The organism is Bacillus sp. FSL W8-0848 (assembly GCF_038007805.1).
GTDB lineage: Bacteria > Bacillota > Bacilli > Bacillales > Bacillaceae > Bacillus > Bacillus glycinifermentans.
The window spans coordinates 3,396,093-3,419,920 of sequence record NZ_JBBOYB010000001.1; the positions used below are offsets into that span (position 1 = coordinate 3,396,093).

General features: G+C 45.8%; 26 protein-coding genes. 2 read left to right on the plus strand and 24 right to left on the minus strand.

Annotated features, from left to right (window positions below; genetic code table 11):
• Positions 1-41: 41 nt before the first annotated feature.
• From csrA to NSQ39_RS18080, 14 genes are all read right to left on the minus strand, one after another.
• Entirely contained in the window at positions 42-266 is a 225-nt protein-coding gene (gene csrA, locus NSQ39_RS18015) for a carbon storage regulator CsrA (protein ID WP_216899239.1), read from the minus strand.
• Positions 260-691, minus strand: coding sequence for a flagellar assembly protein FliW (gene fliW, locus NSQ39_RS18020; protein WP_046130079.1), 432 nt, complete (start codon positions 689-691; stop codon positions 260-262). Before fliW ends, csrA begins: the two co-directional genes overlap by 7 nt.
• Positions 692-712: 21 nt before the next feature.
• Complete coding sequence (locus NSQ39_RS18025; protein WP_216899237.1) at positions 713-1,279, minus strand: DUF6470 family protein; 567 nt, start codon at positions 1,277-1,279, stop codon at positions 713-715.
• A 44-nt stretch (positions 1,280-1,323) separates the two neighbouring features.
• Entirely contained in the window at positions 1,324-2,241 is a 918-nt protein-coding gene (gene flgL, locus NSQ39_RS18030; RefSeq protein ID WP_046130164.1) for a flagellar hook-associated protein FlgL, read from the minus strand.
• Positions 2,242-2,250: 9 nt separating this feature from the next.
• Positions 2,251-3,774, minus strand: a complete 1,524-nt coding sequence (gene flgK, locus NSQ39_RS18035; protein WP_046130081.1) for a flagellar hook-associated protein FlgK — start codon at positions 3,772-3,774, stop codon at positions 2,251-2,253.
• 17 nt (positions 3,775-3,791) lie between these two features.
• Positions 3,792-4,268: a flagellar protein FlgN gene (locus tag NSQ39_RS18040; protein WP_046130082.1), complete on the minus strand. Its 477-nt coding sequence runs from the start codon at positions 4,266-4,268 to the stop codon at positions 3,792-3,794.
• A gap of 21 nt (positions 4,269-4,289) precedes the next feature.
• A complete protein-coding gene (gene flgM / locus NSQ39_RS18045) occupies positions 4,290-4,556 on the minus strand; it encodes a flagellar biosynthesis anti-sigma factor FlgM (RefSeq protein ID WP_046130083.1) in 267 nt (88 codons plus the stop codon).
• A gap of 79 nt (positions 4,557-4,635) precedes the next feature.
• A complete protein-coding gene (locus NSQ39_RS18050) occupies positions 4,636-5,055 on the minus strand; it encodes a TIGR03826 family flagellar region protein (RefSeq protein ID WP_046130084.1) in 420 nt (139 codons plus the stop codon).
• 57 nt (positions 5,056-5,112) lie between these two features.
• Complete coding sequence (locus NSQ39_RS18055; protein WP_254416533.1) at positions 5,113-5,838, minus strand: ComF family protein; 726 nt, start codon at positions 5,836-5,838, stop codon at positions 5,113-5,115.
• Complete coding sequence (locus NSQ39_RS18060) at positions 5,790-6,092, minus strand: late competence development ComFB family protein (protein WP_046130085.1); 303 nt, start codon at positions 6,090-6,092, stop codon at positions 5,790-5,792. The genes NSQ39_RS18055 and NSQ39_RS18060 overlap by 49 nt, the downstream gene beginning before the upstream one ends.
• Positions 6,093-6,147: 55 nt before the next feature.
• The gene (locus tag NSQ39_RS18065; RefSeq protein ID WP_046130086.1) at positions 6,148-7,557 is read right to left on the minus strand and encodes a DEAD/DEAH box helicase; all 1,410 of its coding nucleotides are present in this window, start codon (positions 7,555-7,557) and stop codon (positions 6,148-6,150) included.
• A 118-nt stretch (positions 7,558-7,675) separates the two neighbouring features.
• Positions 7,676-8,518, minus strand: coding sequence for a DegV family protein (locus tag NSQ39_RS18070; protein WP_175075792.1), 843 nt, complete (start codon positions 8,516-8,518; stop codon positions 7,676-7,678).
• 120 nt (positions 8,519-8,638) lie between these two features.
• Positions 8,639-9,328 carry a two-component system response regulator DegU gene (gene degU, locus NSQ39_RS18075; RefSeq protein ID WP_046130088.1) on the minus strand — a complete coding sequence of 230 codons (690 nt, stop codon included), beginning with the start codon at positions 9,326-9,328 and terminating at the stop codon, positions 8,639-8,641.
• A gap of 82 nt (positions 9,329-9,410) precedes the next feature.
• Positions 9,411-10,568: a sensor histidine kinase gene (locus tag NSQ39_RS18080; RefSeq protein ID WP_046130089.1), complete on the minus strand. Its 1,158-nt coding sequence runs from the start codon at positions 10,566-10,568 to the stop codon at positions 9,411-9,413.
• Positions 10,569-10,787: 219 nt separating this feature from the next.
• Here NSQ39_RS18080 and NSQ39_RS18085 point away from each other — a divergent pair, with 219 nt between their 5' ends.
• Positions 10,788-11,426 (plus strand): YigZ family protein, encoded by a 639-nt coding sequence (locus tag NSQ39_RS18085; protein WP_046130090.1) that lies wholly within the window; start codon positions 10,788-10,790, stop codon positions 11,424-11,426.
• Between the two features lie 14 nt (positions 11,427-11,440).
• Positions 11,441-12,532: an LCP family protein gene (locus NSQ39_RS18090; protein ID WP_046130091.1), complete on the plus strand. Its 1,092-nt coding sequence runs from the start codon at positions 11,441-11,443 to the stop codon at positions 12,530-12,532.
• Between the two features lie 51 nt (positions 12,533-12,583).
• Here the strand turns inward: NSQ39_RS18090 and NSQ39_RS18095 are convergent, their stop codons facing one another.
• The 10 genes from NSQ39_RS18095 to NSQ39_RS18140 form a co-directional block, all read right to left on the minus strand.
• Entirely contained in the window at positions 12,584-13,648 is a 1,065-nt protein-coding gene (locus tag NSQ39_RS18095; protein WP_175075793.1) for a glycosyltransferase family 4 protein, read from the minus strand.
• Between the two features lie 142 nt (positions 13,649-13,790).
• Positions 13,791-14,969 (minus strand): teichuronic acid biosynthesis protein TuaH, encoded by a 1,179-nt coding sequence (tuaH, locus tag NSQ39_RS18100; protein ID WP_046130093.1) that lies wholly within the window; start codon positions 14,967-14,969, stop codon positions 13,791-13,793.
• A gap of 18 nt (positions 14,970-14,987) precedes the next feature.
• Entirely contained in the window at positions 14,988-15,746 is a 759-nt protein-coding gene (tuaG, locus tag NSQ39_RS18105; RefSeq protein ID WP_046130094.1) for a teichuronic acid biosynthesis protein TuaG, read from the minus strand.
• Positions 15,747-15,775: 29 nt separating this feature from the next.
• Positions 15,776-16,453, minus strand: a complete 678-nt coding sequence (gene tuaF, locus NSQ39_RS18110; RefSeq protein WP_231947400.1) for a teichuronic acid biosynthesis protein TuaF — start codon at positions 16,451-16,453, stop codon at positions 15,776-15,778.
• 27 nt (positions 16,454-16,480) lie between these two features.
• Entirely contained in the window at positions 16,481-17,938 is a 1,458-nt protein-coding gene (gene tuaE / locus NSQ39_RS18115) for a teichuronic acid biosynthesis protein TuaE (RefSeq protein WP_046130095.1), read from the minus strand.
• Positions 17,939-18,004: 66 nt separating this feature from the next.
• Entirely contained in the window at positions 18,005-18,934 is a 930-nt protein-coding gene (locus tag NSQ39_RS18120) for an NAD-dependent epimerase/dehydratase family protein (protein ID WP_046130096.1), read from the minus strand.
• Between the two features lie 17 nt (positions 18,935-18,951).
• Entirely contained in the window at positions 18,952-20,283 is a 1,332-nt protein-coding gene (gene tuaD / locus NSQ39_RS18125) for a UDP-glucose 6-dehydrogenase TuaD (RefSeq protein WP_175075794.1), read from the minus strand.
• A 123-nt stretch (positions 20,284-20,406) separates the two neighbouring features.
• Entirely contained in the window at positions 20,407-21,588 is a 1,182-nt protein-coding gene (gene tuaC, locus NSQ39_RS18130; protein WP_046130166.1) for a teichuronic acid biosynthesis protein TuaC, read from the minus strand.
• A 2-nt stretch (positions 21,589-21,590) separates the two neighbouring features.
• Complete coding sequence (gene tuaB / locus NSQ39_RS18135) at positions 21,591-23,039, minus strand: teichuronic acid biosynthesis protein TuaB (RefSeq protein ID WP_175075795.1); 1,449 nt, start codon at positions 23,037-23,039, stop codon at positions 21,591-21,593.
• 23 nt (positions 23,040-23,062) lie between these two features.
• Positions 23,063-23,716, minus strand: a complete 654-nt coding sequence (locus NSQ39_RS18140; protein WP_373688030.1) for a sugar transferase — start codon at positions 23,714-23,716, stop codon at positions 23,063-23,065.
• Positions 23,717-23,828: the final 112 nt, after the last annotated feature.

Genomic DNA, 23,828 nt, shown 5'->3' on the forward strand with positions numbered 1-23,828 from the left:
GAGAAACCCTGAAATTGTTTATAACAAAAATAAAAAAATCCTCACTTTTTTTGTGAGGATAGTTTCGCCAGAAGATCGTTCGAAAGTGAAGCCGCCCGGCTGTTTTCTTCCTGAATCGACAAATAAATTTCCTTGCGGTGGATATCGATATGCCTTGGCGCGTCGATGCCGATTTTCACTTGGTCTCCGTCAATCGCGATGATTTTCACTTCAATATCATCGCCGATCTGAATCGCTTCATTGAGTTTGCGAGATAAGACTAGCATGATTCCCCTCCTATCAGATGCTTTGTTTGATAAGAGGAGTCGTGCAAAATCACTTGTTTGCCGAGCATTTTTTTGCGGTTTACGACGATTGGCGCCATCAAATTTGCCGTTGATTTTTCAAATGGCTCTTCTATCGTTAAAATCGCCATCACTTCAACATCTTCGGCCGCTTCAATTTCAAGAAATTCAACCGTCGTTTCATCAAGATCAAAGCCGTAGTCCTTGAAGAACACAAACGGACTTGCCACGATGAAAGCAAGTTCGGCCGTTTCCGCCGACTGGAGAACGACGAACGGGGAGTCTTCCGAAAGCGGCAGGATGACGAACTTCTTCTCATCAGAAAATCCCGGCAGGCCGTTTGCAAACATAATGATTTGCTCTTCTTGAATTTGCGTTTCTCCATGGTATTTTGTTTTAATGATCATTGGTCACGATCCTTTGCTGATTTACTTTTGGTTTGGATATTCCACATCTATTTTTAACTCCGGATATTGCAGCATGTCAACCTTCACTTTGCCAGGCGTATAATCAACGACCGGTTTGTGAGGCGTCGCATTGATGATCGCCTTATGCGGCGTTATTTCAATATTGAGTTGGGACGGCTCATATGCGATTTTCACTCTATCAAACGAAGGAGTAAAATGGACACCGATCTGAACCTGCTCAGGCTCATAGTTTCTTCTTGACTGTTCGGCGATTGGATCGCCTTTGTTTTCGATCCTCATCATTTCATCGCCTTCTTCAGCGGTTCGCGCCATCCCGTCAAGCCAGTCCTGATAGCCTTGCTGTGCAGCCTCTTCTATCCTTTTAAAAATATGCTTCCGATCCAAGTCTTCCCATGCTTTCGTCTGGTCAATCGTTAGCTTTGAAGGCGTCACTGAAATCTCAAGGTCAGCGGGGGGCTGCTCGATTTCCAAATCGGCGTGCGGCTGTTCGATGCTCTGGACCGCCGGCGTTGTAGTCAAACCGATTCTTCCTTGGACGCTTTCCATAATCAGCCTTGGCATCTGCATAACGGTTACCTCCTTGAAAAAAAGCAACTCTTAAAGAGTCGCTTTTAGTTTAAAAAGTCAATCAATGTCGGCTGTACGATTTTTGCGTTGACAGAAAGCGCAGCTCTGTGAACGCTCTGCTGTGTAATAAAATCGGTGATCACTTCTTCAAGCTCGACATCTTCGTTGTCTGATAACACTTTTGTGGCTGTCTCTTCCTGCAACTTTAACCGGGAGTCGATCAATTCAAGCCGATTGTAGCGCGCTCCAATATCTGACCGTTCTGAGCTCATCGTGTTGGTGAACTGGTCAATATCGGATAAAACAGCGTCAGAGTCAATGCCGTCAAGTGAACCCGATTTCAAAGCCGTTTCAAGAGAATTCAGCATTTCAAAGACATTTTGCCCGCTGCCTGACGTTCCGCCAAAGGCTGAAATCGGATTTGCGTTCACCTTCAATGTCGCATTGCTGGAAACGTTAAAGTTCACGTCGGAAGAGCTTGTGTAGTTTTCAAAATTATACGTGTACGAACCATCAGGATTTTTGACGATCGGTGCGACATCTGAGTTCGATCCGCTAAAAATGTAGCGTCCATTGACCTGCGTATTGGCGATTTGAATCAGCTGTTCTTTTAATTGGCCGATTTCGACCCCTGTTGCCTCCAGCTCTGCTCCGCCATTCGTACCATTTTTCACTTGAACGACCAAATCTCTAACTTTCCCCATCACGTCTATACCTTCTGTGATGTTATCTTCTGAATTCTCAAGCCATGTGTAAGCCTGTGAAACGTTGCTTTTATATTGCTCCACCTGTGAGAGCTGCGTATTGTATTTCAGGCTTTTCATCGCGACAATCGGATCGTCCGACGCTTTTGTGATCTTTTTTCCCGATGAAATCTGCGATTGCAATTTATCCAGTTTCCCGTAGCTTGAATTGATATAACGCAATGAATTTTTTGCGATCATACCTTGGGTTACACGCATCATTTATCCCTACCTTCCTACGACACCCATGCCGTTGATGATCTTATCAAGGATTTCGTCCTGCACTGTGATCATTCTTGCCGCAGCATTATAAGCATGCTGGAATTGAATCATGTTGGACATTTCTTCGTCTAACGAAACGGCGCTCGTCGACTGCCGGTTCAATTCTGCTGAATTGAGCTGCGTCTCCGAATTGGAAAGAAGCCTGTTCGCTTCCTGGGCTTTCACGCCCATTTCGCCGATAATGCCCGCATAGTAATCCAAAACGGTTGTCGACTTTCCGCCGATGTCGATTTTTTTCGTGAAAACCGCTGCCAGATTTGTCGCGTTTGAGTTATCGCTCGTTTCTCCGTTAAGCGATGAGGCAATATTTTGGCCATTGGAATTCATGATATCATCGGCTACTTTTATTTTCGCTGCCGCTCCTTTTGCAGGCTCAGCCTCACCACCGGTAAATTCAAAGAAAAGGCCGCCCGGTTGACCGGAGGATGTCACTCCGTTTTGATGGACTTCATTGAACGCCTTTGCAAGGGCCAGCGCCATTTCATCCAGGTTCGCGAGCATTTCAGGGTAGGTCCCTTTTTCTTTGCCGCCGGACATGTAGCCGAAGGATTCAATTAAGCCTAACAGCGATCCTTTGCTTGTAAAAGCGTCTGCATTAATGTCCGTTCCGCCGATTGATACGCTTGTCACCAGACCTGTATCATTGTCATAATTGACTTTCACTTCCTTGGTTGTAAAGGTTGTTCCGTCAAGAACCTTGCCGAGAGACTGTCCGTCGCTGCCGATAATGTCGACGGAAACGGTTCCCTCTGCGGTCGCAAGCGAATTGCCGCCTGATTTATTGTAGCTGACTTTGATATTTGCCATTGAAGAAAGCTGATCGAGCAGCAGATCCCGCTTATCGTACAAATCATTCGGAAGATAGCCGTTCGGTTCGACATTGGCGATTTGCTCGTTCAGGCTGTTCAGCTGGGAAAGGAGCGAATTAATGGTGATCGTGCTTTGTTCGATCTGATCCCCCAAGTCCTTTTGAACGGTTGTCAGCGATTTGTATAATTCGTTAAACGTATCTGCCACAGCTTGGCCCTTTTGAGCAACGACAGAACGCGCGCTCGACTCGTTCGCATTGCTCGTCAATTCCTGGATCGATTTCCAAAAAGAATTGAGCACGTTGTTTAAACCGCTGTCTTTTAATTCGTTCATGATGCTTTCCATTTGCGCTAAAGCGCCGGCCTTTGAATCGTAATAGCCGTAACTGGTGTTTTGCGTCCGATATTGGTAGTCGAGAAAACTGTCTCTGACCCTTTCAACCGCGCCGACTTCAACGCCTGTCCCCATTTGTCCGGCAAGTCCGACAGCGTTTCTTGATACGACCGGATAAGGAGTGGTCTCTTGAAAAGCGACACGCTGCCTTGTGTATCCTTCGGTATTGGCGTTTGATATGTTGTTTGATGTTACGCTTAAAGCCGCCTGCTGGGCGGCCAGCCCTCGTCTTGCGGTTTCAAGTCCCATAAAAGTTGGTATCGTCATCTTTCTTTCCCTCCGTTCTAAGCCTTTGAATCAAATAGGGACAGCCTGCTTGAGCCCCTGGGTTGGCTCGGCTCCTGCGTTTTTCCGTAGTTTGCGTTTCCTTCTTTCGGAAGAAGCATGTCCAATGTGAGCGTTATGAATTGAAGCGACTGAATGGTCAGCTGTTTATTCAAACCGTTCACATCTTTTAAACGGGTGACGAGCTGTAACAGCCTTTCAAACAGCTGCTCCAACACCGTTTTGTCGCTGCCTTCAGCCTCGCTGATGCATGTGCTGATCGTGGTGTCCGCCCTTCCGAGGCATTCTTTTGTTGCTTCAATCCGCGCCTCTTCGGTTTGTTCGATCGCCTGCACGTATTTTTGTTCCTTTGTCAAAATCTCAGAAAGTTCTTTTATTTCGTTCTTCTTCAGTGCCTCCGTTTTTCGTTCGGACAGCGTCAGTAAATGTTCATGCAGAACACAAAGGCGTTCAAGCTCTTGTATCACCCGTTTCACCGATTCGTCTTCCTCCTTACTTTATTGCTGTTTATAGAAATTAACCATTTTTTCGGCTATTCCCGTACGGTCGATTTGGTATGTGCCATTTTCGACTGCCGCTTTTAGCCGGGCGATTTTTTCCTGGCGTTCCATCATTAAATCAGGTCCTTTTTGCAGCTCTTTGGCTTTTGCCGAAATTTCAACTTTATCCTCCTGCTGAGGATTTATTTGAGAAGGCGTTGCTTTTTTATCAAAAGATTTATGGTAAGGATTAACAGATTGTGTTCCGTATTGGTTGATCTTCATGGGATTCCTCTCACTTTCCGTCATAGTCGTCTATGATCATACTCATTTTATCGTCTGAGCTTCGAGTTAGTTTAGGGAATCAGTTGTTTTTAGGCTGAAAGGTATAGTATGTGCCTTTGGAACTATTCTGCTTTTCTTTTTCGAGGCGCTCCATCTGGTCTAATTGGCTCATCTGCGATTCTATGTCTTGTTCACAGGCGGCACAGTACCGGCCTTCCCGAATCATCGTTCCGCATCTGTCGCACGGGTAGCCCAGGTTCGGAAAATTAGAGATGTGGATTCGCTTCTGTCTGATAAATTTCAGAATGAGCTCTTCCTCTACTCCCGTTTTTTCCACGATTTGAATCATCGTAGCCTGCCGGTTTTCCTGCTTTTTCAGGAATTTGTATACTGTCTCAAATGAACGTTCTTCTTCTTTCAGACAAGAGTTACATATGGTTTGAAAGCTGTTTTTCATAAACAATGCGTTGCACTTTGGACAATTCGCCAATTGATTCATAATTTTGACTCCTATCCTTAAATTCTATCATTTATATCGGCAGGGAAAATAAATGATTTAGCTTCGAATCAAAGTGAAAGATGATACCGAATCTGCTCCCCCGTCCGCTTTCAGACATTGGGCAGCTTGATGAATGGTAGCCCCTGTCGTATACAGGTCATCGATCAGGAGAATTTTCATTCCTTTTACAAAACCCTTGTCCGTTTTAAAAACGTTTTTTTGTTTAAGGCGCTCTGTCCTGCTTTTTTTTGACTGTTTCTCATTTTCTGTTCTGATCAACGGATGTATGACAGGCCTTTTTAATAAGGAAGCAAGCCTTTCCGCCTGATTAAAGCCTCTTTCCTTTTTACGTTCTTCGCTGAGAGGTATCGGGACAATAACGGCATCTGAATGTCGGCAGCACGCTTGAAAGGTGCGGATGAAAGAAGGGGCAAAAGCGTGGACGATTTCAGCGTCGCCTCTAAACTTAAAACGGGCGAGCACTTCTTTCATGAAAGGATTGTAAAGATATACAGAGCGGTTTTGCTCAAGGAGGCCGCGGGTTTTCGGATTTGCTTCCCATTTCAGACAGTCGGTGCACAGCTTTTCGCCGTCTTGCAGACGCCCGCATTTACGGCAAACGGTCCCTTTTATTTTGATAAAGCCCTCTTTACATTCTCCGCATATTTTTTCCTCATCATGAGCAAAGAAAAAAGAACGCCATGAAAGAGAATGTGAAAGAGGAGCTTCACAAATTAAACAAAGCAGCTTACACCCTTCCTTCCTTTCTTTCTGTGTTCGCAATGCGGATTTTCATTGACTCTTCTTGCCGCTTCTGCGAGAGTGACTAGCATCGATGTATTTTTTTGTTTGTCAACGAGCTCTGCCTTTATGTATGCCAGTTTCGTACGATCTGTGACATATTGCGGTTTGACCGCATTCAAGGCTAGTGCGAGCACATCTTCTCTGCATCTCTGACACAAGCAGCTCATATTGAGCTGATCAATATATTGATCAAACAATTCTTCCAAAACAGATTCCTTTGCATTGACTAACATTCAGGCACCGCTCCTTATACACATCTTATGAGTATACTGTACCATGATTATCGGACTAGTCAACCAAATTTTCCAGTAAAGCCATTTTATTCATTCGGCGAATATGACGGCGAGCTGCGACCATGTTCGCCGTCTTGCCGAAGTGAAAAAAACGGACGTCACCCGTTGTATATTGAGGGTGCCTCCCGGCTCTTCCCGATATTTGGACAAGCGCGCTTTCGTCAAAAACGGCCGATTCAGCGCCCAGCACTCCGACTTGTGCTTTTTGGACCGTCACGCCTCTTTCCAAAATGGTCGTCGTGACGAGGATATCAAGCGTCCCATCCCTAAACCGTTTTACCTTTTCATTTCTATCCGGGTCATCGGCATAAACGCCTTCGATTTGAAAATGTTCCTTCTTTAACAGGGTAACCACAGATTTGAGCGCCGGAATAGACGGAACAAATAAAAAGACCGGCTGTTTTTGCTCTTTATGTTTGAAAAGCCATCTTTTGACGGCTAAAGGAATAATGTGGCATTTGAGACTCTTTTTCCAGTTTCCGCACCACGTAAATGACGGTTCAGGCATTGGACTCCGATGATACCGGGCCGGGATGTGAGCGGCCTTGAGCCGCCCGCTTTCAGCTCGTTTTTTCATTTCCCGGGAAGGGGTGGCTGTTAAATAAATTCGGGCGCTTTGCCGTTTCCCTGCTTTTTCTACGGCGTACTGCAATGTTTGATCATAACTGTACGGGAACGCATCAACCTCATCAACGACCATCACATCGAACGCTTCTTTATATCGGAAAAGCTGATGGGTGGTCGATATCATAAGAGGCGAAAGCATCCCTCTATCGGGACTCCCTCCGTATAAAGCGGCAATTTCTGCGCCTTCAAAAGCTTTCTTTACGCGCGGGGCAAGCTCCAGCACCACATCCGTTCTCGGAGTGGCTATACATACTCTCAAGCCATGGTTTAAAGCAAATTCGATTCCCTGAAACAAAATTTCCGTTTTGCCTGATCCGCAAACCGCCCAAATTAAAAGCTCTTCTTTTTTTCGAATCGCTTCAATAATCGATCTTGCCGCTTTTTCCTGGCCCGCCGAAAGAATTCCCTCCCAAACCATGCGGACGGGCGGCCATTTAGATTGATCACCGCCTTTCCAAGTCAATAGGGGTGTACATTCGCTTACTCTGCCCATCATGACGCACGAACGGCAGTAGACACATTGTTGATTGCATGCATAACAAGGGTACCGGGCGAAAAGCGCCTGATGATCCTGGCCGCACCGCTTGCAGACAAAGCCTTTGGTCGTTTCTTCAATCGGTTTTTCTGCTTTGATCAAGCCTTTTTGGATGTGCCAATCAATCACATCATCGGGAAAGGGAAGTTCACTTTTGAGAAGATGGCGGGATTCAAGCAAAGACTGTAAATTGCGGGAGTATTCAGATGCGGGCTGCTTTCCAGCGATAACGATCACCTCCAATCTAACATTTAGTATCTTGCATGCCCGTTTTTTTGTAAAACTGGCAAAATCAAAAAGTTGCAGAGTTTTCACCTTGGAAAATCAAAAAATCTCCGTTTTGTCAAACGGAGATTGGCGTTTATACTATATACCAGGCAATGCCCATTGCCCCCTCGCCGAGATGCGTGCCGACCACAGGACCAAAATAGCTTTTGTATAATTCGACGTGCGGATATTTTTGAGACAGCTCTTCAATAATCTGATCGGCTTCTTTCTCCCGGTTCGCATGGATGACGACCGCCCTCATAGGCTTGCCTTTTCCGGCATCCTCATCAAAGAGTTCAAACAGGCGGTTTAAGGCTTTTTTTCTCGTCCGGATTTTTTCAAATGGAACGATCAGCTTATTCTCAAAGTGTAAAATCGGCTTCACTTTTAAAAGGCTTCCGATAAAAGCCTGGGCTCCGCTCAGCCTGCCCCCTCTTTGCAGATGGGATAGGTCGTCAACCATGAAGTAAGCCCTCATCGAGGTTTTCATATGATCCAAATGACTGAGGATTTCTTCAGGCGGTGCTCCTTTTTCCGCCATCTCAGCCGCTTCGATCGCATAAAAACCTTGAGCCATGCAGCTGATTTCCGAATCAAACGGATACACTTTGACGTTTTCCAGCATTCCATCCGCCGACACGGCGCTGTTGTACGTGCCGCTGATTCCGCTGGAAAGATGGATGCTGATTACCGCATCATATGTTTCGCCAAGCTTTTCATACAGTGCGATCAATTCGCCGTAGGCCGGCTGGGAAGTCGTCGGGAGATCTTCATGAGCTTTAACTTCTTTATAATAATCCTTCCAGCTCATGTCGACCTCTTCCTTGTATGAAGCCTCTCCGAAAATCACATTGAGCGGTATCATGTGTATATTGTGATTATCCCGCAGTTCTTTCGGTATGTAGGCTGTACTGTCAGTTACTACTGCTGTTCTCATAAAATAAACCTTCCTTATGAAAGATACTTTTTTTCCTATTTTAAAAGAAAAACAGTTGTTTTTCATTATAAAGTTTGATTTTCTAAAAAAAGAAAAGACCTGCCGATGGCAAGTCCACTTTTATCTCATTTCTACCCAGCCATTTTTGATGGCCACAACGACTGCTTGAGTTCTGTCGTTTACGTTCATTTTCTGCAGGATGTTGCTGACGTGGTTTTTAACCGTTTTTTCACTGATAAATAAAGATTCTCCTATGCCGCGGTTGCTCTTTCCGTCCGCGAGCATTTGCAATACTTCGCATTCCCGCCTTGTGAGAATGTGCAAAGGTCTGCGGATTTCTGGATACACTTCGTGCTGAGCGTGAGATGACACGCCGCTTGTTGCCAGACGGCGAAATTCGTTGACAAGATTGTGCGTAACCTTAGGGTGAAGGTAAGAACCGCCTTCAGCCACTACCTTTACGGCTTCAATCAGTGTATCGGCATCCATCTCTTTAAGCAGATAGCCGCGTGCTCCGGTTTTTAACGCATGTGTCACATAGTTTTCATCATCATGGATCGATAAAATTATGACCTTTGATTCCGGATACATATCGACAAGTTGTTTTGTCGCTTCAACTCCGTTTACATTCGGCATATTGATGTCCATGATGACTACATCCGGATGATAGTGCTCGACAATGCGAGCCGCTTCGTCACCGTCGTCTCCTTCAGCCACTACCTCAAAGGTAGGTTCGAAATCCAAAATCCGTTTTACTCCTTCACGGAATAACTGATGGTCATCAATAATTACAATATTTACTTTAGTCACAAGCTACGCCTCCCCATTTTTCATTGTTCTACACAGCGCTTTTATGGTCAATATGTCTTTTGTCTCTATTTTACAATTATCTTTACAATGACAGCGGAACTTTAATTAAAATAAATGTCCCGAGACCTATTTTCGAGTCGATCGTCATCGTACCTTCAAGCAAATCGACTCTTTCCTTCATTCCAAGCAGACCGAACGATTTGTTTTTCTTCTTTTGCGCTTCTTTTAAATCAAAGCCGTTTCCGTTATCTTTTATAATCAGCGTAACAAAATCTTTCGTCACTTCTACTTTAACATGAATTTCGGTTGATTCGGAATGTTTTAGGGCATTCGTGACAGCTTCCTGAGCCAGCCGGAAAAGCGCCACTTCAAATCGCGGTGCAATCCGCCTGTCTTCCGATTCCCCGATGCAATGAAAATGGATTTTCGCTTTGCCATGATAATCTTCGATCGTGTTCAAGTATTTTCTGAGCGTCGGAATCAGGCCCAAATCGTCTAAAGCCATCGGCCTTAAGTCATAAATAATCCGTCTGACTTCATAAAGGGCATTGCGAACGTTTTGCCGGAGGTTTTTAATTTCCTGAAAGCCTTCTTCGGTCCCCTTGTCTCTGAAAATCCGTTCGATCAATTCAGATCTCATCATCACGTTTGCCAGCATTTGCGCCGGACCGTCATGAATTTCGCGCGAGACCCTTTTTCTTTCTTCCTCTTGCGCTTCGATGATCCGCAAGCCGAAATCCTGTTTTGCCTGCGCGTCTTCCAATAAAACGCCGACCTGGCGAAGATCTTGGTTTAAATAGTTTAAAACGACAGTTATCTGGCTGACAAGACCTTCGGAACGCTCAATGATTTCCTGAAGACCGAGGAGACGCCTTTCCAGATCGTCGCGCTTCTCCCTCAGCTGCTTTTCGCGCTGCTGAATCATCGTAAGCTCAACTTGAAGTTTGTGCGCCTTTTCATAAGCTTCGCGAATTTCCGTTTCACTGAATTTATGAAAGTTTCTGCTGACCTCTGACAGACGGTTCCTCGCATGCCGGGCATGCACCTCCAACCTGTCTCCGAGATCGATGACTTCGTTGACCTGCTGCTTGATCTGCTTCAGCTCTTCTACCAAGCCTTCATATTGCTGACGGGACTGTTCGCCGATTTGAAATACTTCATCCTTGCTCCCGTCAACGGTTTTTAACATCTTCATTATTATTGAATCCAAGACTTTGGAGTCCATTTTGGAAACGCTCACCCATTTTCCCTCCGTAACAGCATTGTCATGTAGTTTTATCATAAATTTCATTGAACTGAAATTCGTGTCGAATTATAATGAAAGAATGCGTATTCTGTTTTTTGGTTCTATTATGATCTCCCTTCCATATCTCTTTAATCATAACAAAATGCGCGTGAAAATTCTAAGTCTGTTCGTATTTTATGAACATCCGCATGGCTTGTCAGGGGGTAAAATGACATGCTTCAAAGCTATCTCACTGTTTCCGGCGAAGGAACCCATGAAATCGTAATCGAGAAGTCCCGGTTCATTTGTCATTTAAGCCGTGTCAGTACTGAAAAAGAAGCACAGGATTTTATTCATAACATAAAAAAACAGCATTGGAATGCCACTCATAATTGTTCCGCCTATGTCATCGGCGAAAACGACCAAATTCAAAAGGCGAACGATGACGGAGAACCGAGCGGAACGGCAGGAGTCCCGATGCTTGAAGTATTAAAGAAACGCAATTTGAAGGATACTTGCGCCGTTGTTACACGGTATTTCGGCGGCATCAAGCTCGGCGCCGGAGGATTGATACGCGCTTACGGAAAATCCGTATCAGAAGGGCTGAACCATGTCGGCGTCGTCGAACGCAAACTGATGCGCGTGATGCATACCAAAGTGGGCTATACATGGATCGGCAAGCTGGAAAACGAGCTGCGCGAGTCCCCTTATCAAATCAAGGACATCCACTATGCCGACGACGTTGAATTTGAAACGTATGTAAAAGAAAGCGAAAAGCAGGCTTTTACAGAATGGATAACCGAATTAACAAACGGCAAGAGCGAAAATAGAGAAGGCATTCAGATATATCTGGAGGAAGCTTTTTATCATTAAAGGAGAATAAATATATGGCTGAGCGTGTAAAAGTGAAAGTGCGCAAAAAGAAGAATAAGAAAAAGAAGCTTATCAAGCGGTTTATCTTGCTTATGCTGCTCGCACTTCTCGCGGTTGGCGGAGTGGGGATATACAAGATTTACAACACGATCTCTGCAGCTGACGACACCTATGATCAACTGGATCGGGGCGAGAAGTCGAAGCTTCGCGATGAAGTCGTCGACATCAAGAAAAAACCGTTCTCGATCTTGTTTATGGGTGTGGAAAATTATGCGACCAAAGGGGAACGCGGCCGCACCGATTCCCTTATTGTCGTAACGCTCGACCCAAAACAAAAAACGATGAAAATGCTGAGCATCCCGAGAGATACAAGGGTTCAGCTGGCCGGTGACACAACCGGAACCAAAACGAAGATCAATGCGGCCTACGGAAAAGGCGGAAAAGAAGAAACAATCGAAACGGTCGAAGATTTCTTAGGCATTCCGATTGACTATTATGCAACGGTTGATTTTGACGGATTCAAAGATGTCATCGATGAAATCGGCGGCATCGATGTAGACGTGCCGTTTGATTTTGACGAAAAAAGCGATGTTTCCAAGACGAAAAGAATTTATTTCAAAAAAGGAAACATGCATTTAAACGGCGAACAAGCGCTGGCCTACGCCAGAATGAGAAAGCAGGATAAGCGCGGGGATTTTGGAAGAAACGACAGGCAAAAACAAATTCTGAAAGCTGCCCTCGATCAAATTTCCAAGCCGCAAAACCTCGCCAAAATCGATACGATTGTCCAAAAGGCGAGTAAAAACATTAAAACAAACTTTAGAATTACGCAAGCCTTGGCCCTTCAGGAAATATACAGCGGCTTTAAAGGCGACGACATTGAGACGCTAAGCATTACCGGACAGGATCTGAATATCGCCGGGGTGTATTACTTTGAAGCAGACGAGCAAAATCTGACAAATGTTCAGAATGAATTGAACCATCATTTATTTCCGGGTTCAACCGCTGACTCAAGCGGAACATCGTCTGACAGCTCTGACGCAACAACAGGCGGAACGGACAGTTCCACCGACAGCTCTACGGATGCGTCCGCGTCTTCTTATTAGAATAAAAAAACCCTGATCTCTCAATAAGAAATCAGGGTTTTGCATTTCAGGTCAATTCCTTTTCACCATCCGCTTATAAAACTTTGTGAACGGTTTGTATTTTTCATTTACGAGTCCGGTGACCTCTGCGATGATCTGCATGAACAAGATCAAGGCGAAGATGATGATGATTGATATCCAAAGAGTCGCCGTTTTCAGGATAATAGCGCATAGGCTGAAGATGATGCCGATTAAGTATATGACGATGACGGCCTTTCTGTGAGACAGGCCGAAAGCCATCAGCCTGTGATGGATATGCGACTTATCAGGAGCCGAAATCGGCTGCTTGTTCAATATCCTTCTGATGATCGCAAACGTCGTGTCAAATATAGGAACGCCCAAAATGATGATCGGGACTCCGACGCTGAAAAGCGTTACGCTTTTGTACAGCCCCAACAGCGACAGGACTGAAATCACATAACCGAGAAAGAGCGATCCCGTGTCTCCCATAAAAATTTTCGCCGGGTGAAAATTATAGAAGAGAAAGCCTAGCGTGCTGCCGATGACGACTAACGATAATGAGAAAATCAAAATTTTGTCGGCTGAAAAAGCCATGACGGCAATTGTCGAAAGGCCGATCACGGATATCCCGGCCGCCAATCCGTCCAACCCGTCAATTAAATTGATCGCATTGGTGATTCCAACGATCCACAAAATCGTTAACGGAAATGAGAGCCAGCCCAAATCGAAACGGACGTCCCAAAACGGAATCGATAAAAACTCCATTTTCAGCCCCGTACTGACAATCAGGCACGCGACTAATATTTGAACGATGAATTTAACTTTCGCACTTAAATTATATTTATCATCTATAATTCCTAAAATGACAATCATAAAAGCGCCGAGCGTAATAGCCGTAATTCTGTTTTCGTAAAGGCCGCCGGCCACAGAGCCGGTCAAGACTCCTATAAATATGGCTAAACCGCCCATTCTTGGCATGACTTTTTCGTGTATTTTTCGATTATCCGGACGATCAACGATCCCGGATTTCATTGCTATGCGTTTTACAAGCGGAGTAATGATTAATACAACAATCAGAGAGACAAAAAACGCAAAAACCGTGCGTTCATAAGACATAAGGAAGTCTCCTTTTTAAATGAAGTCTGGATAGTTTATATTGTTATTAAAGTTGGACATACTCCTCCATTATACAATTTCATTATTTATTATAACAAGCACAAGCCAAAAGAAACATCATAAATTATCATCCGCTGTAAACTTATGCATCTTTATTCAAATTCAGTTTTCCGAGCATGATGAAAAACAGCTGGCGCCAATCCTTTTTGCGCGCCGTATTCTTGCGGTTTTCCACAGACGAAGGGTCATCATGCGAACGCTCGAGCTCTTCGCAGAGGGCGATAAATGCGCAGGGATCGCTTCCCGTCATATGCCGGTATACATTCTCTTTCTCCACTTTTGCGGTTGAAGGCAGGTTCATGCCTGCGACAGGCTTTCCCGCGGCCAAAAATTCAAACAGCTTTAAAGGAAAAACGGCATTGTTATACGGAGAAGACTTATAAGGCATGATCCCGATATCGATGACATTCATATAGGCCGGAACGTCTCCAGGTGCTGCAGGGCCTGTCCAGATAACATTGTCCTCTTCAAGCATGTCTTTAAAATCCTCGTCACCATTCGTTCCGTCAGGGCCGACAAATAAAAATGTCCAGTCCCGCTTCGCCCTCGCCGCTTTTTTGATCAGCTTAAAGTCGAGCTTAGGTTTAATTCCGCCGATAAAGCCTAAAACGGTGCCTTGCCTTTCGCCAAGTACGTCCGCCCGTTTGTCATTCGCTGCGAAGAAGTCGTATTCGACTCCGTTTTCCACTGTAAAAACCGGCTTGTCCTCTCCGTTCAGCCGGTTTTTCACATTTTGGCACAAATATTCTGAAGTGCAAAAAATCGTATTTGCCGCTTTGATAATTCTGCTTTCCGCCTCAAAAATAACCTTTTGCCTGAAAGCCGATGCGAGGTTTTGTTTTCCGCTGATCGGAGCCGCCCAAAGGTCGCTGCAATCATAGATGACTTGCTCCCAGTCATAAAGCGCCGCCAAAAGCGGAAAACCGGGGAAGGTGTACCATAAATATACGTTCTCGCCTTCCGCCGCTTTTAAACGCTCAAGCAACGGCGTCAGTTTCTTTTGGTAAAAGACGTCGCGGTAGCGGGCGAACCTGAACATTTTCTTTTTCAAAAAGTCCTTTACCGCAAATTGCATAATGCCGTTGTGAAGCCTTGTAAACGCCTCTGAAGGGGCTTCTTCGGCCGGGCATACCCAGATGACTTCCCGCGTATTTTTTTGCTCCGCCAGAAATTCAGCGAGGCGGTGCCTTCTGTACCTTAATTGATCTTGTCCCCATTCACCCGTCGCCACGACGACGTGTATCGCTTTTTTCTCTCCCACGTTCCATCACTTCCCGCGCTATAGTCTTTTCTTTACCGCATTTTTTGCATAATGGACGAAGCACCATGTCGCCTTGATCAAATGCAGACGCTCGATTTCCCTGTATACATACCAGGTTTTCTGAGCCGCCTTCCACTTGTTTCTCGAAATCGACGTTTCGACGAGCCGGTATTCTGCCAAAGGCTCGTTCAGCCCGTATGCTTTAAAGCCTCTTTTCAAAATGGACAGCCATGTCGCTAAATCCTGCCTGGTCCTGATATCCGGCATTTGAATGTCCCCTGTTTGTTCTCTGTCAAGCATGACCGTCAGACAGCCGATAATCGTATTTTTCAGCACGTCATCATATGTGAGGCTTTCAGGCGCTTCGATCGTTTTATGCAGCGCCTCGCCGTTTTGGCTGATCAGCTCGTAGGCCGTAAATGTGAAGGCATGCTGATGCTTCCTCATAAAGTCGAGCTGTTTTTCAAGCTTCTCTTTTTTCCAAACATCATCGCTGTCCAAAAACGCTACAAAGCGGCCTTTTGCCTTTTTGAGGGCCGCATTGCGCGCTGCAGCCGCTCCGCCATTCTCCTTTAAATAGATGACATGAATACGCTCGTCCTCTGCTTCATAACGTTTCAACATATCTCTCGTTCCGTCTGTCGAGCAATCATCCACAATGATCATTTCCCAGTCGGAAAAGGTCTGGCCGATGACAGACTGAATCGTCTTCTCGATAAATTCCTCCGCGTTATAAGAAGGTGTAATGACAGAGATTAAAGGTTTTTGGCTCGTCATGGTCCTGTTCCACATCCCCAATCAAAAATTTAGCGTTCTTTCAAAACTTCCGGAACAACAACGATAAAAAACGACAGCGCCAAACCGATCAAAACGCCCAGTACCGCTCTTTTTTTAGGAGACATTCCGCCGGCTACATTATCCAATGCGGTTAACGGCTCTATTTCTTCAGCCGCTTTCAAGTCAAGCCTGTTCGTTTCCAGCTCATATAAAAACCGCTGTTTATCGACTTTTGAATCAGCGCTGACCGTTTCGCCTTCAAGCGCTTTTATGTTCTTTTCGATCACTTGATCCCTTTTCAAAAACAGCTTTTTATCTTCCTTCATATAAGCATCTTTGATTTTTTCCAAAACATTCAATGTTTCTTCTTTGTCAGGTCCTGTATAGCTTAGATTAAAAAGCGAATCCGATCTGATGTCGATCACCAGCTCCTCCTTGATACTTGCAAGCTCCTCTTCGTCCATTTCGGGAAAAACCTCTTTTAAAAACGGATCATTTTTCAGCAATAGAGGAATCTCTTTTGCATTGTTGTAAAGCGATTCTCCGTAATTCCCCGTCGAGATGGTGACGCTTGCCGTATAGTCAGCCGGCGCAGCGGCGCCTTTCGGCATAAAATACCCAAACAGCCCCAGAACAAGCGGAAGCGCGATAATCGGCACGATATACTTTTTGATTCTGCCTGCAATACGTTTCATTAAATGTTTCACACGAATTTCTCCCTATTATTAAAATTCTTACCTGAAACGCTCGGTTTCATCTGTCCCTTTGATTCTAAGCGTGTTGACGGTCGCAATGACCAGGGCAAGAAACACCCAATGGAAATACAAATTTGACATCGAACTTGGGCTTATGCTTGAAACGAGAAAGCTGATAAGGGCGGCGAGCAGCCCTTCCAAAAGAAGTTTGTACCGGCTTGTCAGCCTGCTTTTATAGAATCGATACAATAACAGCATGAGATACCCGTACATCGTTACATAGCCGAGCATCATGATGACCCCGAAATTCGCCATGATTTCGACAAGCCAGTTATGCACCTCAACCACTTGATCGGTATCAAAAATTGCGTGGTGCTCTAAATAATAAGGAACGTTTCCGGCACCGACGCCGAACCCGTATGTGTCGAGCACATAATGCCCTGCATTCTTCAAAAGATTCGCCCTGGCGACGTTTGACGGCAGCGGCTCACTGAAATCGTGCGCGGTTTGAGGAGCTAGAAATAATGTATACACGACATTTGTAATCTTCCCTGCAAAAAGCACGGCAAAAGCGGCAAACCCGCAGGCCGCGGCAATCAGGACCCACTTTTTCAAAAAACGGGGCAGCAAAATGAACGCGTAAAGAAAAAGACCCGCGATCACCCCTAAAATGCTTGCCCTTGAGCCCGTTAAAACAATCAAATACAAGGAGCAGCACGCAAGGATCAAACCTGCTATTTTCAAATAGCTGTTTTTCACATTTTTAAAAAAAGCGGCGTAGAAGAAAAAGCTGATTGACAAAAACGTCGCAAAATCGTTTTGGTTGAAAAACACGGATGTCGGATAGTGCTGTTTATACTGCGGCCCGTTGTACAGCGTCGAGCTTGGCAAATGGTGCAGCGTAAAATGGTTATACAGTCCGATGACCATCAAAAAGACCGTCATCACCATCCATATGTAATAAAACGCGAGCAGCCGTTCGAGCTTCTGAAAATACATCACGATCAGAAAAACGAAAAACATCCCCATCCCAAGCAATGATAAATACTTCAATCCGTCTGTAACAGACTTGACCCAAAGCAGCGAAATCATTCCATAACAAAACCAAAAAGCGAAAAAAGCAAGGATGCCCTTCACTTGAACGCGGTTCCAACGTTCAATGGGATCTTGGCTGTTCAGCATTTCCCAAATCAGCCAGACAGCTGCAGCGATCAAAAGAATCCTGTACGGGAACAGGCTGAAAAATCCGAGCTTGATCGAAAAAAACGCATTATTGGCAAAGGTCGCCGCAATGAGAAGATAGATGACGGGCATCATCAGCTGCTCGTATGACAGATAAGGCTTGAGCAGCAGAATCACGGCCAATGCGATCAATAACAGAAAGAAACACAGTATTTTTTTTGAGCTTGTTTGAGCCAAAAGATGAGTGAAAGCTAAGCCTGCGGTCAAAGCTGCGAGCCAAATCAGCACATTGACCGCCGAACGTTTCACACTCATTTGTCCCCCTCCTTCCGCTTCTGCTAGGAAAAGGGCTGCCGGCATAAAGCCAGCAGCCGATTATGTTTATGCATTCATTTCTTTTCTATAATAGAAAATCGTTTGCTCCAGCCCTTTATCAAGCGGCATTTGCGGTTCCCAGTTCAATATTTTTTTCGTCTCTTCGTTGCACAGCGTGCTGTGGCGGATGTCTCCCGGCCTTTCATCCTGATAGATCGGAGAAAGCGCCGAATTCGTTGCTTTTTTCATTTCGGAAAACAGCTCGTTAACCGTGATGGAAAAGCCGTTTGAAACATTTAAACAAACGTTTGATTGAGCTTTAAGCGCTTTAACATTGGCCGCTGCCACATCCCCCACATAGATGAAGTCGCGGGATTGTTCTCCGTCTCCGAAAATGACCGGCGCCGTGCCGCTCGTCAACAGGTCGGAAAAGATCGAGACGACGCCTCCTTCTCCTTTTGCATCCTGGCGCGGTCCGTAAACATTGCTGTACCGCAAAATACAGTATTCGACTCCGTACAGGTCATAGGCCAGCTTTAAATAGCGTTCAACCGTAAGCTTTGTCAGCCCGTACGGTGAACCGGGATTTGTTTGGTGACGGGTGTCGACAGGCAAATATTCGGGATTCCCGTAAACGGCGGCTGACGACGCAAAAACGATTTTTTTCGCGCTGCATTCACCGGCGGCTTTTATGACATGCAATGAACCTCTTATATTGATGTTTTCATCCTTCAAAAAGTCGTTGACTGACTCCGCAACGCTCACCTGTGCTGCCAAATGTATAATATAATCAGGATTAATGCGCTTGATCAGCTCGATCGCTTCAGGCTTTGTAATGTCTTCCTGATGGAAATCCACCGGAAGACCGTCAATGTTTGAAAGATACCCTGTCGTTAAATTGTCGAGAATCGATACTTGATAATTTTCTTTTAACAGCTGTTCTGCGATATGTGATCCGATAAATCCGCATCCGCCTGTCACCAATACTTTTTCCATGAATAACACCCCGCGTTTTAAACTTTTGTTAAAATCTTCTCTCCCTGAACCTCAGGGCGGCCGATTGAATGATAAATCATTCCTTCTCTTTTCATCTCTTCAAGCTCAAACAGATTTCGTCCGTCAATCAGGACAGGCTGGTTTAAGCATGATTTCAATTTTGTTATATTCATATGCTGTACCTCCGGCCATTCTGTCAAAATGAGGCACGCGTCTGTATCTGTTACGGTTTCATACAGGTCATCGCTGTAGACTGCCTGGCTGCCGAGCAGACGCTCCGCTTCAGGGACCGCAATCGGGTCATAGGCTTTGACATGCGCGCCGAGGCTTTTGAGCATCGGAATGACGTCCAATGCCGGTGATGAGCGCATATCGTTTGTATTCGGTTTAAACGCCAGTCCCAGGACCGAAATCGTTCTGCCCTCGAGATCTCCAAACACGTCGAGCAGCTTTTGAACGATGTGGGCGCGCTGTTTTCGATTCGTCTCAATCACCGCTTCGATCATTTTAAAAGGATAGCCGACCGATTTGGCAATTTGCAGCAAAGCCATCGTATCCTTCGGAAAACAAGAACCCCCAAAGCCGATTCCCGCTTTTAAAAACTTCTTGCCGATTCTGCTGTCAAGCCCGACCCCTTCGGAAACTTTGGACACATCGGCCCCGACTTTTTCACAGATGTTTGCAATGTCATTAATGAAAGAAATTTTCGTTGCCAAAAATGCGTTTGCCGCGTATTTGATCATTTCCGCACTCTCAAGATTCGATTTGACGATTGTCGTTTGAAACGGCTCATGCAGCTCTTCAATGATTGCCGCGGCTTTTTCGCTTGTTGCCCCGATGACGGCTCTTTCCATATTCATCGTGTCATAAATGGCCGTTCCTTCGCGAAGAAATTCGGGATTTGACACGACATCAAACGGATGCCCGCCCCGGGAGGCCTGCTCGATGATCGATTGTACGAGCTTTCCTGTACCGACAGGAACCGTGCTTTTGTTGACGATGATTTTATAGCCGTTTAAATGTCTTCCGATCGTTTCGGCAACCGATTTTACATAGGTCAAATCGGCTTCTCCGCTCTCTGACATCGGCGTCCCGACTGCTATATATATAATGTCGGATTCTCTGATCGCCTTGGGAATGTCAGTTGAAAAGAACAAACGGTTTTCATCTACGTTTTTATCAACAAGCTCTTTTAGCCCGTTTTCATAAATCGGCATGATACCGGCCGAGAGACCTCTGATTTTTTCAGCGTCTATATCACAGCAGACAACCGTGTTTCCCACCTCGGCAAAACACGTTCCAGATACCAGCCCAACATATCCTGTTCCAATAACAGCTATTCTTTTCAATATCATCATTCCCTTCTCATAAGCTAACCCTTCTATCCAATAGCTTTATTAGGCGATGATTGTTTCTATCTATATTTTCCATCATGGACGCAATGCTTCCGCTTTAAACGGCTTCTTTCTTTTTCAAAGGCGGGCAGCGTGCAAAATACGCTCATACCGCTTCGCGAGCGCTTCCGAGTTCTGCCCGGCGTCATATTGAGAGCGAACTGTCTGATACAGCTCCTCTGCAATGTTTTCCCGCCATTTTCCTTCTTCTGTATAGCCGAGAACCGCCCGCTTTAAATCGGGGACAGAACGGGGCTCTATAAGCAGATGCCGGTGCTTTCCAAACAAATCCGGCACACCTCCGACCGCTGTGCACAAAACCGGAACCTTCAGGGCGAGCGCCTCAATGACGACGGTCGGCATTCCCTCGGAATATGAAGGAAGAACAAAAATGTCTGATGCGGCAAGGTATTCCGCTATTTGCTCATTCGCAACTTGACCCGTCAAAATCGCTTTCTCTCCCGCTTTTTCCCTGAGCGCATTCTTTTCCTGTCCGTCACCGATAAAAACCGCTTTGTAGTTGCCGTCAAGCTGCCGAACGGCTTCTGCCAGCTCAAGCACTCCTTTTTCCTTCACGAGACGGCCGATATAGACGAGCAGCGTCTGTTCCTTTGGCAGATTGAGCTTCTCCCGCAATTCGTCTTTTGAAGCGGAGGGCTTTTGGAACCGGTCAAGCCTGACCCCGATCGGGAGCACCGAGCCTTCAACTCCTGTCATCTCTTTTGCTTTGTCCTTGAGCGTATCGCTGACGGCCAAAACGTCTGCCGCCGACTGCACCGCTGTTAGAAACGCCCGATATGCGCTTCGGCTGTAATGAGGATAAATATTGACATCGCTCCCATGCAGCGTCAGGACGTATGGAATGGAGATCCTCTGCGATACAACGGCAGCCGCTCCTCCGGAAGGCATCGCAAAATGAGCATGGATGACATCCGGAAGGAGGCCGTTTTGTTCGATTGTGCGGAGAATCGATTTAGCCATCCGGTGATGCGGCTGAGCCCATTTCAGCTGTCCCGGCAGCGCAGTATAAGGCGGCCTGTAGACGGAAACTCCGTTTCGCTCCTCATAATCAGGAACGTTGCGAATGCTCCGGTATTGTTTTTTCAGCACCCTGAGAGGCGCAGGATTTACAGGCAGCGGACAAATCACGGTCACATCGATGCCGAGCTTTCGCAATGCCTGCACCTGTGTTTCATGAAAAACCCCTTCCCCCGGCTTTCTGCTGCTGGGGTAAACGCTAGTCATCCAAAGTACCTTCAACATCAACCGCCCTTTCTGCTAAATTGAGCTCTCAAAGCACGCTGGTAAACCTTTCCGACCAAAAAACCGTAGAAGACTGCGCTGATTCCGACCGAAACGGCCAGCTGGAGTACAGCTTCCGGAAGCAGGTGTCTAGTGCCCGCGCTCAAGAAGAAAGCGACGACGGCCATTAACGCCGTTAAGGCGAGCGGTTTTCCGATTGTCTTGAAATAATCCCCGAGTTTCAGCTCGATGACATATTTCAAGAGCCACCTTCCGATAAAAAAGTTGATCAGGCTGATGGCGGCGTACGTCCAGGCGGCAACCGTTAAATCCTTTGTCAGCACAGCGGCATAAAGCGACAGCCCGTAAAGGACGAGAATGCCGCTGTCCCAATAAAAGGCCAGATCGGCTCTCCCCTTTGCCAGCAAAACCGATCCGTTCGGATTCATCAGAACCCTGAGCAGACCGACAATTGCCAGAATGTTAAGAACTGGGACAGCGGGAAGCCACTTTTCTCCAAACACGACGTCGATAAACAGGTCAGATACGGTCGTCAGCCCGATCAGAAGCGGAAACGACACAAGCGCAAGAAGCTTCGTCATATTCAGAAAGCCTTCCCGCAATGTCGTATTATCGCTTTGATTTTTGGAAAAGACGGGAAAGGCGACCCTTGTAATGATCGGATTGATCCTCATCACGGGAATCGTAATAATCTGATAAGCCAAGTTATAGATTCCCAAAGCCTCCGCGCCGAGAAACCGGCCGATTAAAATCATGTCAATATTCGCCCCAAGCCTGTTGACGAGCCTTGAGGCAAGCTGAAAAGCGCCGAAAGAGAAAAAATCTTTTACTTCCAAAGGCGCAAAAACAAATGAAGGACGCCATTTTTTTAAATATACAGCAAAGAACATGATACCCTTAAACGAATTTAGAAAAACTTGTGACAAAACGTAGGCCAATATCGGATCGATCAGAATAATTAATACGATCAGCAGAACAAAAGACAATGCATTTGCTCCGGCTTCGATTTTGCTGAGAACTTGAAATCTCAGTTCCTTTTGCAGCAAATATTGATATTGCTGTCCGACCGGTGCGATCAAAAACATCACCGCCAATATGCGAATCAGCAGCACAAGCTCATCCCGCTGATAGAAGCCCGCAATCACCGGGCTCAGGAAAAAAAGTCCGGCAAACAGCGCGATCCCTGTAATGATATTGAGCCAGTACAATGTCGATAATTGACGCTCATTGACCGTTTCTTTTTGAATCAGCGCGGCCCCGAACCCCATGTCAAGCACGATTTGCGTAAACACCGTAACGGTCGTCAGCATTCCGACCAATCCGAATTCGGCGATTGTCATCATATTGCCGAGCAGCGCAAATTGCACAATCTGGATAACCGTGATGATCAACGTTGAGGCACTTGTCCATTTTGCACCGTTTAAAATTTGTTTCGTAATGGTTGACATAACTTTTTCCTAACTTTCGCGGATTATCTGGCTCCTTCACCAGTCAATACTACTTTAATTGTTTTAACCATAACCTTCAAATCGAGAAGAAATGTCAAATTTCGAATATAATACAGATCATGTACCAGCTTTTCTCTCGGACTGATGTCATAGCCTCCGTTTACCTGCGCCAGCCCCGTTAACCCCGGCTTTACAATTAAACGGTTTTTAAATCCCGGGATTTCATGATGAAACTGCGCCGTGAACATCGGCCTTTCAGGCCTCGGTCCGACAAGGCTCATATCTCCCGCCAGCACATTGATCAGCTGCGGAAGCTCGTCGATTCTTGTTCTTCTTATAAAAGATCCGACCGCAGTAATACGCGGATCATCCTTCTCCGCCCATTTCGCCCCTGACTTTTCAGCGTCAATCCTCATGGAACGCAGCTTGATCAGCTTAAAGTGCTTTCCGTCCTTGCCGACGCGTTCCTGGCGGTATAAAGGAGAGCCCGGAGTCTCTATAGAAATCAGGATACAAAATAATAGGATCACCGGCAGTGTAAGAGCGAGTCCGATGAGTGAAAGGACGATATCCATTGCCCGTTTTACATTTAAATAACGTTCTGCTTTTTCAGATAGAGCGCACGAATAGGTTTGCTGGCTTGAATATTCATTATACATTCTTAAGCTTTTGTCCATGCTCACTGACATACACCTCACGATTTGTTTGGTACTTTGTGATCTCTGCGTCAGTGTAGCATACGAACGTAAACTCAATGTAAAGGGCCTGTTAAAGAATATTAATTGCGTG